The 17,347-nt window shown below is 33.5% G+C and carries 15 protein-coding genes; 8 read left to right on the plus strand and 7 right to left on the minus strand.

Going from position 1 to position 17,347, the window contains the following annotated elements:
• The first annotated feature begins 17 nt into the window (after positions 1–17).
• The 3 genes from GCL57_RS10160 to GCL57_RS10170 all read left to right on the plus strand — a co-directional run bounded on the left by GCL57_RS10160 (position 18) and on the right by GCL57_RS10170 (position 3,755).
• Positions 18–1,295 (plus strand): hypothetical protein, encoded by a 1,278-nt coding sequence (locus tag GCL57_RS10160; protein WP_152213232.1) that lies wholly within the window; start codon positions 18–20, stop codon positions 1,293–1,295.
• The gene (locus GCL57_RS10165) at positions 1,288–2,634 is read left to right on the plus strand and encodes a class-III pyridoxal-phosphate-dependent aminotransferase (RefSeq protein WP_161597697.1); all 1,347 of its coding nucleotides are present in this window, start codon (positions 1,288–1,290) and stop codon (positions 2,632–2,634) included. The genes GCL57_RS10160 and GCL57_RS10165 overlap by 8 nt, the downstream gene beginning before the upstream one ends.
• A 137-nt stretch (positions 2,635–2,771) precedes the next feature.
• Positions 2,772–3,755: a hypothetical protein gene (locus tag GCL57_RS10170; protein WP_152213234.1), complete on the plus strand. Its 984-nt coding sequence runs from the start codon at positions 2,772–2,774 to the stop codon at positions 3,753–3,755.
• Here GCL57_RS10170 and GCL57_RS10175 read toward each other — a convergent pair.
• The 4 genes from GCL57_RS10175 to GCL57_RS10190 all read right to left on the minus strand — a co-directional run bounded on the left by GCL57_RS10175 (position 3,747) and on the right by GCL57_RS10190 (position 8,314).
• The gene (locus GCL57_RS10175) at positions 3,747–4,985 is read right to left on the minus strand and encodes a serine hydrolase domain-containing protein (RefSeq protein ID WP_152213235.1); all 1,239 of its coding nucleotides are present in this window, start codon (positions 4,983–4,985) and stop codon (positions 3,747–3,749) included. The genes GCL57_RS10170 and GCL57_RS10175 overlap by 9 nt on opposite strands.
• An 83-nt stretch (positions 4,986–5,068) precedes the next feature.
• Complete coding sequence (eutC, locus tag GCL57_RS10180; RefSeq protein WP_152213236.1) at positions 5,069–5,833, minus strand: ethanolamine ammonia-lyase subunit EutC; 765 nt, start codon at positions 5,831–5,833, stop codon at positions 5,069–5,071.
• Positions 5,834–5,843: 10 nt separating this feature from the next.
• Positions 5,844–7,223, minus strand: a complete 1,380-nt coding sequence (locus tag GCL57_RS10185) for an ethanolamine ammonia-lyase subunit EutB (protein ID WP_152213237.1) — start codon at positions 7,221–7,223, stop codon at positions 5,844–5,846.
• 416 nt (positions 7,224–7,639) lie between these two features.
• On the minus strand, positions 7,640–8,314 hold the full coding sequence (locus tag GCL57_RS10190) for an L-threonylcarbamoyladenylate synthase (RefSeq protein ID WP_161597698.1): 675 nt from the start codon (positions 8,312–8,314) through the stop codon (positions 7,640–7,642).
• Positions 8,315–8,494: 180 nt separating this feature from the next.
• Between GCL57_RS10190 and nuoD the strand changes: the two genes are divergently transcribed.
• The 5 genes from nuoD to GCL57_RS10215 are packed head-to-tail and all read left to right on the plus strand — an operon-like array spanning position 8,495 to position 14,120.
• Complete coding sequence (gene nuoD / locus GCL57_RS10195) at positions 8,495–10,198, plus strand: NADH dehydrogenase (quinone) subunit D (protein WP_152213239.1); 1,704 nt, start codon at positions 8,495–8,497, stop codon at positions 10,196–10,198.
• 13 nt (positions 10,199–10,211) lie between these two features.
• A complete protein-coding gene (locus GCL57_RS10200) occupies positions 10,212–10,742 on the plus strand; it encodes an NADH-quinone oxidoreductase subunit NuoE family protein (RefSeq protein ID WP_152213240.1) in 531 nt (176 codons plus the stop codon).
• A gap of 10 nt (positions 10,743–10,752) precedes the next feature.
• Entirely contained in the window at positions 10,753–12,045 is a 1,293-nt protein-coding gene (gene nuoF / locus GCL57_RS10205) for an NADH-quinone oxidoreductase subunit NuoF (RefSeq protein WP_152213241.1), read from the plus strand.
• Between the two features lie 4 nt (positions 12,046–12,049).
• On the plus strand, positions 12,050–13,519 hold the full coding sequence (locus tag GCL57_RS10210; RefSeq protein ID WP_152213242.1) for an NADH-quinone oxidoreductase subunit G: 1,470 nt from the start codon (positions 12,050–12,052) through the stop codon (positions 13,517–13,519).
• A 10-nt stretch (positions 13,520–13,529) separates the two neighbouring features.
• Entirely contained in the window at positions 13,530–14,120 is a 591-nt protein-coding gene (locus GCL57_RS10215) for a NuoI/complex I 23 kDa subunit family protein (protein ID WP_152213243.1), read from the plus strand.
• 20 nt (positions 14,121–14,140) lie between these two features.
• Here GCL57_RS10215 and GCL57_RS10220 read toward each other — a convergent pair whose 3' ends face one another.
• The 3 genes from GCL57_RS10220 to GCL57_RS10230 form a co-directional block, all read right to left on the minus strand.
• A complete protein-coding gene (locus tag GCL57_RS10220; protein ID WP_152213244.1) occupies positions 14,141–14,887 on the minus strand; it encodes a class I SAM-dependent methyltransferase in 747 nt (248 codons plus the stop codon).
• A 124-nt stretch (positions 14,888–15,011) separates the two neighbouring features.
• Positions 15,012–16,460: a neutral/alkaline non-lysosomal ceramidase N-terminal domain-containing protein gene (locus GCL57_RS10225; protein ID WP_161597699.1), complete on the minus strand. Its 1,449-nt coding sequence runs from the start codon at positions 16,458–16,460 to the stop codon at positions 15,012–15,014.
• A gap of 33 nt (positions 16,461–16,493) precedes the next feature.
• The gene (locus tag GCL57_RS10230; protein WP_152213246.1) at positions 16,494–17,336 is read right to left on the minus strand and encodes a hypothetical protein; all 843 of its coding nucleotides are present in this window, start codon (positions 17,334–17,336) and stop codon (positions 16,494–16,496) included.
• Positions 17,337–17,347: the final 11 nt, after the last annotated feature.

Below are 17,347 nucleotides of genomic sequence, written 5' to 3' on the forward strand. Positions count from 1 at the left end.
TTTAAAAAGAGGTTATTATGTCAAGTGATGATCTTTCCTTAAAAGGCTGTCGTGAAAATTTTTCGAGACTTGTTTTGAATGATCCTCCATTGATGTTAAAAAAAAGTGATCAAAATTATTTCAAAGATTATAAAGATGTAAAAGATAAGCTCAACTTTTTTTTAGCAAATCGAGAAAAAATAATTTTTCTTTTAGGTCCAGAAGGAAGTGGTAAGACGCATTTCATAGAAAAATTTATGCATGAAGAAAGCAGTGAATTTTATTTTAAAAAAAGAAATTTTATAAGTGTCTCATCTTTAAATGAGTCTTATATGTATGTGGCAGGTTTACAAAAGATTTTAATTATTTTTTCTCTTATTGTTTTTCTAATATTTATCGTAGCAAATATTATTGCATATTATGATTTTGAATTCATAGCTGTGTGTCTTATTATACTTTATGTTTTTGCCACTAATAAGTATAAAATGACATATGCATGTAGCGAATTTTTAAGCTCTTCAAGTAAAATAATTGCACTGAAAGGATTGCCGATTTTTAATTTATGTTATCAGATATTGGAGAAAAGAAATCTAAGTTATTTAAATCGACATAGAGTTTATATTTTAGATGATCTGGATAATAGCTCACTTAAAGAGAAAGATAAATGGGCATTATTAAGTAATTTATGGCATTTAAAAACTACTTATATTGTATTACTAAATTACAACGAGTCTTTTAAAGATATTGAGAATAAAAATTCAAAATTTAATGTTTCAAAAAAATGCGAGAAAATTGAAGGAAAAATAGTTTATATACCTGCATCTTGGCAAGTTAATGAACGAATATTAATAGAATTTTTAACGGCTCTCTTTTTATTGAATGATAGTTTTAAAAATCCTTTTCAAAAGCCCGAATGGTTATTAGATTACACACCTCGTGAAATAATTAATATTCTTGAAAACTTTAAATATGATTTTGATGTGTATAAATTTAAAAAATTTGCAAAAGTAGGTGAGATTTTTTTTAAATGTCTTCTTGTAAGATGTTTTATACAAACTTATATAATCAAATACAGTATATATTTTAAAGATGATACTTTAAAATCGTATTTAGTTATGAAAGGAAATGAAAACATTCCAGTTCCTATTCAAATTTTCTATAAATCTATTGAAACATTTTTAAGTAATGATGTATTTAAAGCAGATCTAGAAGATATTCATTTTCTTAAAAGAAAACATATCTTTCTAGAGAGTAATGAGCAATTACTTAATTTTTTTGATGATAATACACATAATTGGATTAAATACGATGACTAAGATTCACGCACGTAAGCAAACCGATAAGTTCTTATCCCGCCTGCAACAGGTAGAGTGTCCTGATACAACTTTTTTTGCAGATCGCTTTCCAATAGTTATGAAGCGAGGAAATGGTATGTGGATTCGTGATGTCGATAACAATCGCTATCTCGATTTTACAGCATGCTTTGCTGTGCTTGCTTTAGGACATAGGCCTAAGACATCGCTCACAGCTATACGTAAACAAGCAGCGTCGTTATTACATGGTATGGGTGATGTGCATCCAACCTTAGCAAAAATTAAATTGCTTGAGCTTTTAGCTGAAATTTCGCCATTTGAAAATGCAAAATCTTTATTGGGGCAAAGTGGAGGCGATGCTATTGAGTCGGCCATGAAAACTGCAATGCTGGCGACGGGGCGCAAGCGGTTTTTAAGTTTTTCAGGTGGCTATCACGGTTTGCAATTTGCTCCCCTTGTTTTGAATGACAGAGAAGATTTTACAAGGGGTTTTGAAAGTTGGATTTCAGGTAAAACAGTTACTTTACCATTTCCTTATTTTAAATCAGATTTATCATCAAACCAAAATCATTTAACCAAAGATTATTTATGGACTGAACACAAATTGGAGCAACCCGAAATTGTTTTACAACAGATGGAAGATGAGCTTAAGAAAAAAGAATTTGCGGCATTGATTATGGAGCCTTTTCAAGGGCGTGGAGGAAAAAGAGGTTTTTCTGCTGATTTCGTTAAGAGCTGCAAGGAGCTTTGCAAAAAATATGGAACACTTCTTGTCTTTGATGAAATTTATACGGGCTTTGGTAGAACTGGTAAAATGTTTGCATATGAACATTATAATGTGATCCCCGATCTTCTTTGTGTTGGGAAAGCTATGGGAGGAGGTTTACCGATCAGTGCTTGCGTAGGTGAAATTCTTGATGTGTGGGGTAAATCTAAGGGTGAAGCAAGACAAACACAAACATTTTTAGGAAATCCGTTAGCATGCGCGGTGGCTTATGAAACTATCAAAGAAATTCAAAATAAATTGCCTCTTTTTCAAAAAGAATTAGTTCAGATTGATTTTATTTTCCAAAAATTTATTTCATTTATGCAAAAAAATGGATTATCTGATAGGTTTCCATTTGAAATTCGTGGCAAAGGATTTATGCGTGGGGTCTGGTTTTATACTCAAAAAGAAGGCTTTGCAGTTCCAATGATGGAAATTCTTTTAGAGTTAGGTTATATTGTTTTACCTGAAGGGCCACGTGCTGATGTACTTTCTTTAACGCCCCCACTTATAGCAAAATCAGAGCATTTTGAAAAAATATTAAATGCTTTACAGAGTGAATTGAAAAAGATGTAAATTCTTACAACAAAATTGTTAAATAATTTTTTTTTCATCTCTAAGAACTTAAAAACAATTTAAATTAACCCTTGATTGTCGTCTTTTATTTCTTTATAAATAATTAGAATTGAAATGATGCAATTAAGGAAATAATTATGATAAATCAGCAAACAGAATATTATGATGTTTCGCATGGGGTTCATATTGAAAGTTTGAAGATTGAGTTTGAAAATGAATTTCTAAAATATAATTTCAATGATGAATTTTACTTTGATTACAAAAGTTATGTTAAATCGGTTTTAAGCAAAATGTACGATTATGAGAGTGCAGATATTCTAAGAAAAAATCATTTTTTAGCTGGGACTTCAATAAATGACTATCTCTATAAATTAATTTCACCAATAGGTAACTTAAAAGCAGTTTGTGGTATTTTTTTTCGGAGAGGTGATTTAAATAATGCGTATGTTAAAATATTATTGATTAGTAAAATGGAGTTGGATGAAAATTTTTTGAATGCATTAAAAGATGTTGCAAGTTTAACATATGCTAAATTTAACCCTAAAAACGTTGAAATCTTCTTAGATCAATATGGAGAAGAAAAGGCTGTTGGGAACGTTAATATAATTCCTTTTGAGCGCTCTATAGTGGGAAGTATTCAGGGCATTGTTGAAAAAAATCAAGGAAAAATGATTTCATCATTGTGTTTAAATATTTCTCAGAATATGAATTGGTATAAAAATTATACAAATATTTACATGAAAAATACAGAATATTCGAATGATTGCAGTAAAAATTGGCCTCGTGCTGAAAGCGAAGAAAATATTAAAGAGTGTTTTTCACATGGTCTATTATTTGATGTTCAATTTATGGGAGATTGGATTGGAATTATTGCCGGAAAAAAAGATATTTTATATGGATCTAAAGCTATAACCGTCGTCGAAATAATTTTAGATCATGATTATCGTGGAACAAATCTTGGAAAATATATATATGTACTTTTCTCCAGAGAAATTGCAAAAAGAAAAGATCTCAAAGATTATCTCTTTTTATCAGGGAATATTTTTTATAAAAATAAGTTAGCACTGAATGCCGCAATGTCTTGTGGAAGAAAAGATATCGGAGGAAGTTTTTTAATATAAATTTCTAATTTCATCTGGAAAAATAAATTTTTCATTTTTGGGCTCGCTTTTACAAAATGCGGGCAATTGATTTTCGGTTTTATATTTCATAATTTTTTCTTTTAATATTTCATCTTTTTCAATTGATTTTAAAAGTTTCTGTAAAATTATTTCTTGTAAATTCATTTTTTTGGGGACACGTGACGTTGAATATGCAAAAATAATCCCGCTACAAGGGAATATGCCAGCAAAAGACAAATATCCTGGAAAATAACCAGCATTAAACCATAAAATTCCGTTTGAAGTAGGCATTGAGTATAGAGCAGAACTAAAGCCAATACTATCGAATCTTTTTAATGATTTTGTTGTAGTCAATGATATGAATGGGTTTTCAAACTGAGGATTTTGAGAATTTTTAAATAAAGTAATTTTAGAAAATAATAGAGTTTCAAACCATTTAATCATATCATGCGGGTTTGAATAAAGACCTCCTACAGAAAGTGCCCAAGAAGCATTTAGTTTTGCTATGTCTATTTGATCTCTTGTGTAGCCATGAATTAAATTTGAAATAATATCGTCCGGCATTGCTGCAGGAATATAATAAGAATTTTTCATATCACTGCCACTGATAATTGTATTGTAAAACTCAGAAAGACTTTTATTTGTTACTTTTTCTATGATTATTCCTAATAATAAATAGTTTGTGTTGCTATTTTCCCACTGAGTTCCCGGTTCAAATAAGATAGAGCCATCATAAGGGATGTCTAAGAGATCTTTTCTATTCCATATTTTTGTCGGATTTTTAATTAGATTTTCATTCCAGCGAAAAGATTTTGTGTAGTCTAATATTCCGCTTGTATTATTAAGAAGATCTTTAATTGAAGCTTTTCCCCAAAGAGGATATTCAGGAAACCATTTTCCTATTTTATCATTTAATTTAATTTTTTTTTCTAGAATTAACTTATTTATAATTTCTGCTGTTACAGTTTTTGTAAGACCAGAAACTTTATAAAGTGCTTTTTCATTGATTTTTTTATCATCACCTTTTATATATCCACCAGTCAAATAATTATAATGTTCATTCTGTCCTGCCAAAGACACACTGAGCCAAATGGATGGAAGTTGATAAACTTCACTTGCCCAATGGATAGATTCATTTGCCTCTTTCGAAAAATTTGTAGAAAATGCGTGACTTAATAGGTTGATACTGAAGCAGAGAAAATAGGTCACTGATAAAAGAAATTTTAGCATATAGCACCTTTTTTAGGCAGAGAGCTTTCGCTTTTAAGGATAGTTTAAAGCGTATGAAAAAGAAATGGAAATTTTTTGTGTGTTCAGTATAATTCACTCTGTTTATTCTGTGAACTTTCGTCTTTTAGCAACACTCCTGAGGATCCTAATTTTTCTGCTTCAGTGATAAGCCATTTGAGTTTAATGGAGGCGTCTAAATAAGACAGTCCTTGGGGGCGAATATTTGAAATGCAATTCCTGTCAGCATCAGTGCGTCCAATATATGGATTGTAGGTTAAATAAATTCCAAGACTGTCTGGAGATGAAAGTCCTGGACGTTCCCCAATAAGCATAATGCAAAAGCGACTTTTTAATATTTCTCCAATTTCATCACTCAAAGCAACTCGAGCCTGTTTAGCAAGTATGATTTCAGTAAAAGTGAATTTTGTATTGCGAAATTGTTTTCCGATTTCTTTTAATAAATGAACTGAGTGATTGTTTGCAGCCGCAGCCGATAATCCATCTGAAACAATGATACAAATATCATTGTTTAAACATGTTGACTCCATCAATATGATTTTGCTTTTTTCACACAATTCTCGACCAAAATTTGGATTGAGTAAATAAGTTGCTTTCTCATATGCTTTGCTATTAACAATAAGTGATTTAAAATTCATTTCTTTTAATTTATCTTCTATTAAATTTACTTGAAATGTTTCGTAAATGGCATCACGGGCAAGTGCATGGGATAAATTAAAATTTAATAATTCTTTAGTGGGAAGGCTTTTCCCAACTCGTCCAAGAGCAATGCGTGCGTCAGTATGCTTTTTTAAAAATTGCCATATATCTTCTTTAATAATTTTACTCATATTAACTCTCTTAATTATTTCGACCAAGAAGGAGCGGGTGATCTATAGTTGGAATGAGCAATTGATTGTCTATATTTTTTAGACCTATTTTTAGGAGCCAATCTTCAAATTCGGGAGCTCTTTTTAAATTGAGAAGATCTCTTAAATAAAGAGCATCATGAAAAGATGTGCTTTGATAATTAAGCATAATATCATCTGCTCCTGGAACGCCCATAATAAAAGTAACTCCCGCATTTCCAAGCAGAGTTAACAAAACATCCATGTCATCCTGGCAAGCTTCTGCATGATTTGTATAACAAATATCACAACCAATAGGGAGCCCCATGAGTTTCCCACAAAAATGATCTTCAAGTCCTGCTCGAATAATTTGTTTTCCATCAAATAAATATTCAGGACCAATAAACCCAACGACTGTATTTATTAATAAAGGAGAAAAGTGTCTCGCAACAGCATAAGCTCTGGCTTCACAAGTCTGCTGATCTATATTGAAATGTGCATTTGCAGAAAGAGCGCTTCCCTGCCCCGTTTCAAAATACATAACATTGTTACCTAGGGTTCCTCTCTTTAAGGACAATGCTGCTTCATGCGCCTCTTTAATCAATGATAAGTTAACAGCAAAATGATTATTTGCTTTTTCAGTCCCTGCAATTGATTGGAAGACGAGATCGACTGGAATATTATTTTCAATCATTTTAATTGTATTTGTTATATGAGTTAATATGCATGATTGAGTTGGGATAGCAAAATTTTCGATAATATCTGCAAGCATTTTATTTAAAGTTGAGAGTGTTGGAATATTATCACTTGCTGGATTTATGCCAATTACAGCATCACCACTGCCATAAAAAAGGCCATCTAATAAAGAAGCTGCAATGCCTTCAAGATTATCAGTGGGGTGGTTGGGTTGCAATCTCACCGATAGATGTCCCTTTAATCCAATTGTATTTCTAAATTGAGTAACAATTTTACACTTGCGTGCAACTTGGATGAGGTCTTGATTTCTCATTAGTTTTGAAACAGCCGCAGCCATTTCAGGGGTCACACCTTTTGCAATTTGTGCTAATGTATTTTCGTTGACTTCATCGGAAAGTAAATAGTCTCTAAATTCTCCGACAGTAAAGTGTGAAATAAATTGAAATGCATTTTTATCATGAGTATCAATAATAAGTCTTGTAACTTCATCCTGTTCATAAGGAATGAGATCTTCATTTAAGAAGTTTTTTAATGGGACATCTGCAAGTGCAAATTTTGCAGCCATTCTCTCTACAGATGTTTTTGCACATATGCCAGCAAGTTTATCTCCAGATCTTTCAGGAGATGCTTTTGCTAATAAATCTTTCAAGTTTTCGAATGAAAAAATTTTACTTTGAATGACACTTGAATACGACATCTTGAGTCCTCTATAATTAAATTATTTCTTTTTTAATCTATAGGACTTTAGTCTTTTTGGCGATATGAATTATCAGTCATCATTATCTGGTTTCGCATGGTGTCGCATAGGACCATGATTCATCATTTTTCCCATATTTTCTGCAAATTTTTTCCTCTGATCTAAATCTAATATTTCTCTATCAAAATTTTTATGAGGTGATGATTCCTATTGAGCGTGCGCATAAAAAGAACTGATACAGAATGATAAAACTATTGCGAATGAAAACAGTGCGAATAAGTTTTTTAATTTCATTTGATTTCCTCTATTAAAAAATCTCTATATGAATATTAAGATAATTTATTTAATGAGAATGAGTCTCAATTTGAGATGTGATATAAAATTGACAGGGGATTGATTTGCTAATTTAATGAGCATTAATTTAAGCCTAAAATGGTGAGATCCCAGCCTCCATCACGTATTATTTCAGGTTCATTTTTTGAATAATCAATGACTGTCGAAACATGAATCGGTACAACTTCGTCATTTTCTAATGCGAGATCTATTTTTCCATTTGTGATTTGCGCACATATTTCTGTTACGTTTATCCACCAAGAATCGTGTTGATTATCTTCTTCAAAATAATCTTGTGCAATAAGTTCATCTTCATCTGTTACACTTGTAATGAGGAGTGGATTTTTAAACTCATCAAGAATATTTGCTAAAACTAGATGACTCGATATACGAATTCCGACAGTTTTTCGTTTAGGACCAGCCGCTATTTTTGGGGTGTTTTTATTACACTGTAATATAAAGGTATATGGTCCTGGCCACACACGTGTGGCAATACGAAAAATCTGTGTGTTTAAATTAGCTATTTGACTGACTTGCGAAATATTTTTGCACAGTAAACTAAAAGGTTTATTTTTAGGATGTCCAGGGCGGAGTTGTAGAAATCGTGTATGAGTAGATTCGCGAGATGCATCTCCTATAAAACAATAGCCCGTTTCACTAGGAGCTAAAATAATTCCACCGCTGTCAAGAATTTCTATTGCAGTTTTTATGTGTCTTTTTTCAGGATTTTTTTGATGTATGCTTAAAATTTGGGTCATAAGGATCGCCTTCTTTCTCATTTAGAGATTTCATTTGTATAGTGTGGAAACCGATTTGTCATTTGATCTTTATATTTGAGTTAGGCTTATAACATTCTGGTAGCTGCAAGTTGACATATCGTTCGGGATGCATTCTTATGGCACCGAAAATGTAGCACGTCAGGGGAGGATATATCCGCGATGGATGCTTTTTACGCTACGATTATTGAAGATATGAAGAATATCGTTTCAGCAAATGAAATAAAGTTTGAAGAACGTACTCATATGCAGTACGAGCAAACTTTAATTATTGCTAAAGATAAAATTGTTGATGTCATGCTTTGTCTTCGTGACAAACATAAATTTGAATTTATGATGGATCTCTGTGGAGTTGATTGGCCAGAACGTGAAAAACGATTTGATGTCGTTTATCATTTATTATGTCCAACATCTAATAAACGCTTGCGTGTAAAATGCGAAGTGGGTGAAAAAGAGTCTATTCCAACTATAATGAGAGTTTGGAAAACCGCAGATTGGTTTGAGCGCGAAGCATGGGATATGTACGGTATTGAGTTTTCAGGACATCCTGATCTACGCCGTATTTTGACTCACAACGAATTTGTTGGTCATCCTTTGCGTAAAGATTATGCAGCTGATCACAATCAGGCAATGCGTGGCGAGGGGCTCGATAATATTTTTGAAAGAGATCGTGAACGTCTCATGAAAAAATATGATCACGAAGATCTCATGTGGATAAATATTGGCCCTGCCCATCCAGCAACCCATGGTACTTTACGTTTTATGTCTGTTATTGACGGCGGTGAGCGAATTAGGGAAATGGATGTTGAAATTGGATATCTGCATCGCTGCTTTGAAAAAATGTGTGAAAATCATAATTATAATCAAATTATTCCATATACAGATCGTTTAAATTATTGTTCAGCACCCATGAACAACAGTGCATTTTGTGAAACTGTTGAAAAATTAATTGGTATTAAAGTACCAGAACGCGCACAAATGATGCGAATGATTATAGATGAGCTTTCTCGTATTATGGATCATTATGTCTGTGTTGGTGCCAATCTTGTTGACTTAGGCGCAATCACGGGGTTCTTTTATTTATTTGAAGAACGTGAATTAATTTATTCATTATTTGAAAAATTATGCGGAGCACGCTTAACTGTTTCTTTAATGCGTATTGGCGGAATGGGATTCGAAGTTCCTGAAGGTTGGCTTGAGGAATGCAGTCGTGTCGTTGATAAAATTGAAAAACGTCACGCAGAAATTGAAAGTCTTGTAACGACAAATAGAATTTTTGTTCAAAGAACAAAAGGTTCTGGAATTTTACCTAAAGATCTTGCTGTGCAATATGGCTATACAGGTCCTTGTTTACGTGCAACTGGTTATGAATACGATATTCGTAAAGAAGAACCATATTGGTTCTATGATCAAGTAAAATTTGATGTTCCTGTAGGAGTGCATGGCGATACTTATGATCGTTACCTTGTGCGCATGGAAGAGGTTCGTCAAAGTATTAAAATTTTACGTTGGTGTTTTGTAAATATGCCTGGAGGACCTATTAATGTTCCCGATAAAAACATCGTACTTCCAAGTAAAAAAGATGTTTATGGGAATATAGAAGGTTTAATGAATCACTTTATGCTTATCATTAAAGGTGTTCAGCCTCCAAAAGGAGAGGTTTATCACCGCAGCGAAGCAGCCAATGGTGAACTTGGATTTTATGTCATTTCCGATGGCAGTGGAACTCCTTACCGAGTGAAATGCCGTCCACCTTGTTTTGCACTTTTAAGTGGTTTTCCAGAAATGGTGCGCGGAAATTTCCTCGCTGATGCTGTTGCTGCTTTAGGAAGTATCAACATCATTGCAGGCGAACTTGATAGATAAGGGGCAATTTTTTATGCCAGTTTTTTCACCAGAACTTATTAAAATCATTGAAGGTTTTCTCAATCGCTACGAAACAAAGCGCTCGAGTATTTTACCTATTCTTCATGCAATTCAAGATGAAAAAGATTGGATTTCAGATGAAGATGTGGACACCCTCGAAAAAAGCTTTGGTCTTTCAGCGGTCGATGTAAGAGAAGTTCTTACATTTTATACCATGTACAGACAGCAGCCTCCAAAACCTTACCGTTTTGAAGTTTGTAAAAGCATTTCCTGCTGGCTTATGGGCGCAAATGACACAATTAAAACATTGCGTCTCGAAATTGAAAAAGCAGAAAAGGAAGGTCGTCCACTTCCCTTTGAAATTCATGGTGTAGAATGTTTAGGGCAATGCGGATATGCTCCTTCTACTTTAATAAATAAAGATCGCCATAATAATGTAACATCTGAGAAAGCTTTGCAGCTTCTAAAAGAGTACAGTGCGAAGGAATTGCCAAACGCTGCAGTTCATTGCGCTGCTGCTCTAGCTGCCAAAGCAAATAAATAAGGGAGACTCCATGCCAGTTATTAAAAACGAATATCAAGGTCGTAAGCCTGATGAATTTCGTATATTGCTCGGTCTTGAAGGTCACTCCAATGCGCGAAATATTCAAACATATATTGAAAAAGGGAATGGCTATAAAGCCTTAGAGAAAGTCTTAAAGGGCGGTATGAGCCCTGAAGATGTTATTAACACTGTGAAAGCTTCAGGGTTACGTGGGCGTGGTGGAGCTGGTTTTCCTACCGGTTTAAAGTGGAGTTTTGTGCCAAAAGGACCTGGAGAAAAATATCTGATTACGAACTTTGATGAAGGTGAGCCAGGTACTTACAAAGATTGTTATATTTCTGAAGTGACACCTCATTCACTTGTTGAAGGAAAAATAATTGCATCTTATGCAATTGGAGCACAAAAAAGTTATATTTATATTCGTGGAGAGTTTCACAATGAGATCAGATGGTGTGCAGAAGCTATTAAAGAAGCTTATGCTGCTGGTTATCTAGGTGAAAATATCATGGGCTCCGGCTTTACGCATCATATGGATGTTTATTCAGGTGCAGGTGCATATATTTGTGGTGAAGAAACCGGTCTTATTTCCTCTTTAGAAGGAAAAAAAGGACAGCCCAAATTAAAACCACCCTTTCCAGCTGTAAAGGGTTACTTAGGTAAGCCAACTGTTGTAAATAATGTCGAATCTTTAGCAGTTGTTCCATGGATAATTCACAATGGTCCTGAAGCGTATAAAAAATTTGGAACAGAAAAATCTCCAGGTACAAAATTATTTAATGTCAGTGGTCCGATTGCACGCCCTGGATGCTATGAATTGCCGCTTGGTTATCCTTTGATGCGCTTTATAAATGAAGATTGCGGAGGATTAATCGGTGGAAAAAAATTAAAAGCAATCATTCCAGGTGGCTCATCAGCTCCCGCTTTAACGGCAAAAGAATGTGAAAATCTCACTCTCGACTACGAATCCATTGCAGGTGCTGGGTCTATGCTTGGCTCTGGTGCAATCATCGTCATTCCTGAAGATGTGAGTATGGTTTCTGTACTTGAAAATTTGATGGATTTTTATGCGCATGAATCCTGTGGACAATGCACTCCTTGTCGGGAAGGAACGGGATGGCTTTATAAAATTTCTAAACATATTTTAAAAGGCAAGGGAACAAAGACAGATATGGATCGAATGTATTCAATTGCAAATAACATGCGTGGGAAAACAATTTGTGTTCTTTCCGATGCTGCAGCCGATCCTGCTCGTGCCATTGTTACCAAATTTGCACATGAATTTGAACCATATCTAAAAGGGTAATAAAATGTCAGAAACTGTTACGTTAACAATTGATGGCAAAGAAGTCACTGTACCAAAAGGAACTTCTATCATTGAAGCAACAGAAATTCTTGGAGTAGAAATTCCTCGTTTCTGTTGGCATCCTGGCCTTTCTGTGGCGGGAGTGTGTCGATTTTGTATGGTGAAAATTGAAGGAATGCCAAAACTTCAAATTGCTTGTAATACAACGTGTACCGAAGGCATGAAAGTTATTACGGTAAGTGATGAAGTTAAAGATGCGCACAAATGGGCGCTTGAGTTTCACCTTATTAATCACCCACTTGATTGCCCAATTTGCGATCAAGCAGGTGAGTGTGAACTACAAAATTATTATATGAAGGTTGGGCGCTATTCTTCACAAATGGATGAAGATAAGGTGCTCAAGCCAAAAGCTCTTGATGTAGGGGATAATCTTGTTCTTGATACAGAGCGTTGTATATTGTGCTCACGTTGTGTGAGATTTGAAGATGAAGTTACAAAAACAAGTTCTTTGGGTATCTTCAACCGTGGTGATCATTCTATTGTCGGTACTTTTCCAAATAGAAAAATCCAACATAATTACAGTTATAATATTGTTGATATCTGCCCTGTGGGTGCATTTACAGCAAAAGATTTCCGTTTTAAGTGTCGTGTTTGGTTTCTTAATGAAACAAAAACAATTTGTCCAGGTTGTTCAACAGGCTGTAATATTACTCTGTATGAACATAAAAATCAAAGACAATATTATCGTTTAAAACCACGTAAAAATATGGAAGTAAATGGACATTGGATGTGCGATGAAGGTCGTACTATGTATGAACATTTAAATGCGACAAATCGGTTAGCTGTTCCAACAATAGCGGGAAAACATTTATCTTGGAATTTATTGGGTAAAGAATTCAAACAAAAGCTTGAAAATGTTAAAGGTAATGCAGATAAAGTTGCACTTGTCTTAACTCCACAATATACAAATGAAGAGTATGAAAATATTTTAACTTCATTAAAAACAATTTTAGGAAATTTACCTAAAATATATGTTTGGCGAGACAGTGCTGAAAAAATAGATGACTTTGATGGAATATTAATGCGTGGAGATCGCAATTCAAACTCAAAAGGGCTTTCGCAAATTCTTGAAAAACATGCTGCGCAAGCTGTTACATTAAGCGGAGATTTTTCACCGCTTGCATCTTCAAGTGCGAATCTAGTTCTTGTTTTTGGACCTGAAATTGAAAAATCATATTCTCAGTTTGCAAATGAAGTGACTCGCTTTGCTGAATTATCAAATGTTATTTATTTTGGAACGACATTAAATCCAATTACTAAAAAGTTTTCTCTAGCAATTCCGACCAAAGTTTTTGCAGAAAAAAATGGAACATTTATTAACTTTAAGGGCATTCCCCAAAAGTTAAAAGCGAATCCACTTGTTTTCCCTGCAATGAAGGGAATTGAAGATATTTTTGCAGAAATTAAAGCATGAGGCATTGATTATGGGATATATTAACGTTTCAAAAGACCCTGAGAAGAGCCTAAAAAATGGTTATTTGTCTACAACTTTGCTTGGCCTTGGACAGACAATTTCTGTTTTTGCAAAACAACTTTTTAAACTAGAAGAGTCTGTTACCATCCAATGGCCAGAAGTTGAATATAAATATTCAGAGCGCTTTAAGGGAGCTCACTTTTTAACAAAGCGTCCTGATGGACAAGTGCGTTGTACAGCTTGTTTTTTATGTGCAACAAATTGTCCAGCTCAATGTATTAATATCGTTGCAGGACAATCTTCTGATAACGGAATTGAAAAATATCCCGTGCGTTTTGAAATTGATATTTTACGCTGCGTTTTTTGTGGTTTTTGTGAAGAAGCTTGTCCTGTGGATGCTATTCGACTTGGGCCAGAATACTCTATGGCTGGTTTACCAGAACAAAAATGGGTTTATACAAAAGATTATCTTTTGAATAGAAGTGAAATAAAGAAACAAGTGGGCGCAAAGCAAGTTTCAAAGAAAGAAGAAAATACTAAAGATGCATCTGTCATGAGTTCTCTTCCTAATATTCATAAGTCTTCAGGAAGTGGACATTAAAAAATCTTTATTAATTAATTTTAAGATTTTTTAATAGTTCCTTCTGCAACTAAAGTAACTCCTGCAATTTTATTATAAATATTTAATTTTTTTTCTATTGAAAGAAATAGTATAAGCGCTTTATTTATAAGAACTGGAGTGGGCTTTAAATTTGATTTAACCTTTCTATGTAAGATTCTATTAAAAAATCTGATTACTAAGACAAGTGGATAAATTGTAGCGTAAAAGAAGTATTGAGTCTCTATTTTTATGAATTGCGAAATCCCACTTGCCAATGTTTTTTTGGTATAACGCCTATAATGATTAAGAAAGACATCATGAGGGCTCCATAAATGCATAAATGCGGGAACGGTTATAAATGCTTTAATAGGATTGTCTTTTGTATTTATTTTTGTAAGTAAGTTATTAAAAAATTCAAGTTCAGATGGAACATGCTCTATTACATCCATAAATAAAACGGCATCAACTTTTAAATTTTCTGGCAGTTCCTTAACAAAGTGAAGACGCAGATCTGGGCTCAAGGGCAGTTCATCAAAATAATAGTCATATCCTATGAATTTCCATTGTAGTGAATGATAATCTTTTGCAAGTTCTCTTAAAAAAATTCCTGCACCACAGCCCACATCAAGTATAGTGATTGGGTTTAAAGTAGATTTTGAAAAATTTTTATCAATAAATTTTTTTAAAAGTTGATATTTCAATTGATAATACCAATGACTTATATCAATAATTTCTAAGCCTAATTGATTTTTTTCTTTTAAATCCATAGATTCCTCTAGTTTATTTTGTAAATACTCTGTCAAATTATAAATTTATGTTATTGTAACTTTAAATAAAAATAAAGTGTTAAATCTAAAATTATTAAATATATAATTGGATTTTATATTATTACTATTGACCTGCTGCTTTTAAAGCATTCATAAAACCAGTTATGACTACAGAAGATGTATCTGGTCCATGTAAAGTAGAACATGTTTCCATACTTTTTTCTGTATAGTTACTCGAATTCATTATATAACCTATGTAATCATTTGAAGTAGAAAGAAAAAAGTAAGATTGAATTCCTGGAAATAATTTATTCAATTGAGTTTGAAAATCTATCTTTACATCATATAAAGGTTCACCAGGAAATAGAAAAAAATATGTTCCTTTAATGTTAAACCAAGCTATTTTTGTAATATTATTTGTTACAGAACTGCTTTTTACTGAAAATACAGCATCTATAAAACTTTGTGGTAAACCATGGATATCAAGACCGCATCCTGCGAAATTAAGTTTGAAATTTGGTAAGTGAATAAATAAATTTCCATATTGAAATTGGTTTGGTATTGTTGAACCAACTACTTTTTTATTTAATACCTCCTGTATAAATCCAGTAGCATATGTATTTTTGTCTCCAAGAGGTACGGCCGATGCATTGCCAACGGTTGAGTTAAAAAAAATACATGTTTTAGAGCCTGTTACACTTTGTAATTCATTTTCAAGATATCCAGCAAGATCACTACTAAATACCAAATCATCAATGCCATACCAAGTTGGATGAACGCTATAAGCAATAAAACATCCTAAAGAATTTGCACCGCTATCTTTAAAATTCATATAGTACACATTTGTATCGACCTGCATTCCATCAAATCGAGAGTAGTTATAACCAGAAATTTGATCATTTGTTATATCTACTGCATTTGGAGTAGATAAATTTGTATAGGCGTCACCAACTGTTTGTAGAGTTGTTGCTGTTACGGTATTATAAAGGCCTGGATTAAATCTGTCGCAAACTGCCGCAGCCCAAAATGGATTTTCAGTTAAACCTGCAGAGCCAGAATGAGTGTGAGTGGCCACGAATTGCACATTGGTTTGATCTAAATTTAAGTTTGGAAAAGTTGTTTTTAGTTGAGCCATCATTTTTATATTAAAATCAGTTGGTATTGCTATAACATCATAGCTTATTAATAAATAATATCCTATCTTGTTTGCATTATTGATTCCACTTATGAGCATTGCTTTAACGCGAGGTTGTTTGTCAATTGATGTATAAGGCTTACAATAAGTTGCTCCGTTACCAATATTTGTCATATCAGGAGGAAGAAGTCGCCGCATGGGTGCTCCGAAACCTGTGAGGCTAGTTGGGTTTATTGGGACGATAGTCCTTGCAGCGAATCCGATTTGTAAATTTCCGTTTAAATTATTAAATCCACTTGTTTCATTTTCAGAAAAAAACAATATATTTTCTGAATTAGACGTATTAAATAAAGAATGCGTCATATCAAATTGGCAAGAATTTAAAAGACTAGAAATGATAATAAAAACAATTAAATTAAAATTAATATTAAAAAACATTTTAAGCATTTTCTTTCAAAAGTCTGCTTTTACTTAGATGTCTAATGCAATATATATTTCTGGCAAAGGGCCAGAAGCACGAATTCCATCAAACGTCAGGGTCCAAAAGGCGACTCCAATACCGAAAATGAAAAAATTAAAGAACTCTTTGCGAAATGAAGCTCCAATAGCTTTATATTCAAGTGCAGCTGTGTTGCGAGCTCCTCCTATTTGCCTCCATGCAAGGGGGAGGCTTTGTTTATAGTAAAAATAACTCGAAAAGCTGCTATGCGACTCTTCTTGACCTTTTTCATCGTTGTGGAGAAAGCCTATACTGATGTTAGAATCAAAAACGTTTCCCCAGAGCTGCAGAAGTTGTCTTGTATCGATGTTGTATGGCGAATCCTGCAATTTATTGTCCCAAAATTTGTAGTAGATGGAGCTTTGGAACAGCCAATTTCTTTTTCCAGCAGTTAAGTCAAAATTATTGTTAAAACCAATAGTTAAAGCATAGGTCTCGTTTGCTCCTTTGTAATTTACCTCAGGAATGATATCGACGGACAAGGAGTCTCGATTTGAAATGTTTGTTCCACAGCTCACTCCGCTTTGTAGAACAGAATATAAAATTGGAATTTGATTAAGAATTATATAGCAAGGAACAAACTTTAGGTTTACTATGCTTTCTGTTAAACCGAGGCGAACTGTCTTTGTCGGCAGGTCTGAATTTTCAAAAACTCTAATGTCTTGAGATGGATACAGCGTAATTTCACGAATATCCGCAAATGTGTTTTGAGTGCTAAAAGAAAAAATAACTGAAATAATCCCAAAACCGAGCGACCTATTTAAAATAGACTTGAAAAAAGTAAGAAATAAAGTTAGGAGAGCTACTTCGACCAAACTCCTTGCTC

The organism is Fluviispira multicolorata, from assembly GCF_009208585.1.
Classification (GTDB): domain Bacteria; phylum Bdellovibrionota_B; class Oligoflexia; order Silvanigrellales; family Silvanigrellaceae; genus Silvanigrella; species Silvanigrella multicolorata.

Excerpts from the sequence above, each read along its gene's own strand:
- GCL57_RS10215 (WP_152213243.1), top strand. The coding sequence starts at position 13,530 with ATGGGATATATTAACGTTTCAAAAGACCCTGAGAAGAGCCTAAAAAAT.
- GCL57_RS10165 (WP_161597697.1), top strand. The coding sequence starts at position 1,288 with ATGACTAAGATTCACGCACGTAAGCAAACCGATAAGTTCTTATCCCGC.
- GCL57_RS10170 (WP_152213234.1), top strand. The coding sequence starts at position 2,772 with ATGATAAATCAGCAAACAGAATATTATGATGTTTCGCATGGGGTTCAT.
- GCL57_RS10175 (WP_152213235.1), bottom strand. The coding sequence starts at position 4,985 with ATGCTAAAATTTCTTTTATCAGTGACCTATTTTCTCTGCTTCAGTATC.
- eutC (WP_152213236.1), bottom strand. The coding sequence starts at position 5,833 with ATGAGTAAAATTATTAAAGAAGATATATGGCAATTTTTAAAAAAGCAT.
- GCL57_RS10225 (WP_161597699.1), bottom strand. The coding sequence starts at position 16,460 with ATGTTTTTTAATATTAATTTTAATTTAATTGTTTTTATTATCATTTCT.
- GCL57_RS10190 (WP_161597698.1), bottom strand. The coding sequence starts at position 8,314 with ATGACCCAAATTTTAAGCATACATCAAAAAAATCCTGAAAAAAGACAC.
- GCL57_RS10220 (WP_152213244.1), bottom strand. The coding sequence starts at position 14,887 with ATGGATTTAAAAGAAAAAAATCAATTAGGCTTAGAAATTATTGATATA.
- nuoD (WP_152213239.1), top strand. The coding sequence starts at position 8,495 with ATGGATGCTTTTTACGCTACGATTATTGAAGATATGAAGAATATCGTT.
- nuoF (WP_152213241.1), top strand. The coding sequence starts at position 10,753 with ATGCCAGTTATTAAAAACGAATATCAAGGTCGTAAGCCTGATGAATTT.
- GCL57_RS10185 (WP_152213237.1), bottom strand. The coding sequence starts at position 7,223 with ATGTCGTATTCAAGTGTCATTCAAAGTAAAATTTTTTCATTCGAAAAC.
- GCL57_RS10160 (WP_152213232.1), top strand. The coding sequence starts at position 18 with ATGTCAAGTGATGATCTTTCCTTAAAAGGCTGTCGTGAAAATTTTTCG.
- GCL57_RS10200 (WP_152213240.1), top strand. The coding sequence starts at position 10,212 with ATGCCAGTTTTTTCACCAGAACTTATTAAAATCATTGAAGGTTTTCTC.
- GCL57_RS10210 (WP_152213242.1), top strand. The coding sequence starts at position 12,050 with ATGTCAGAAACTGTTACGTTAACAATTGATGGCAAAGAAGTCACTGTA.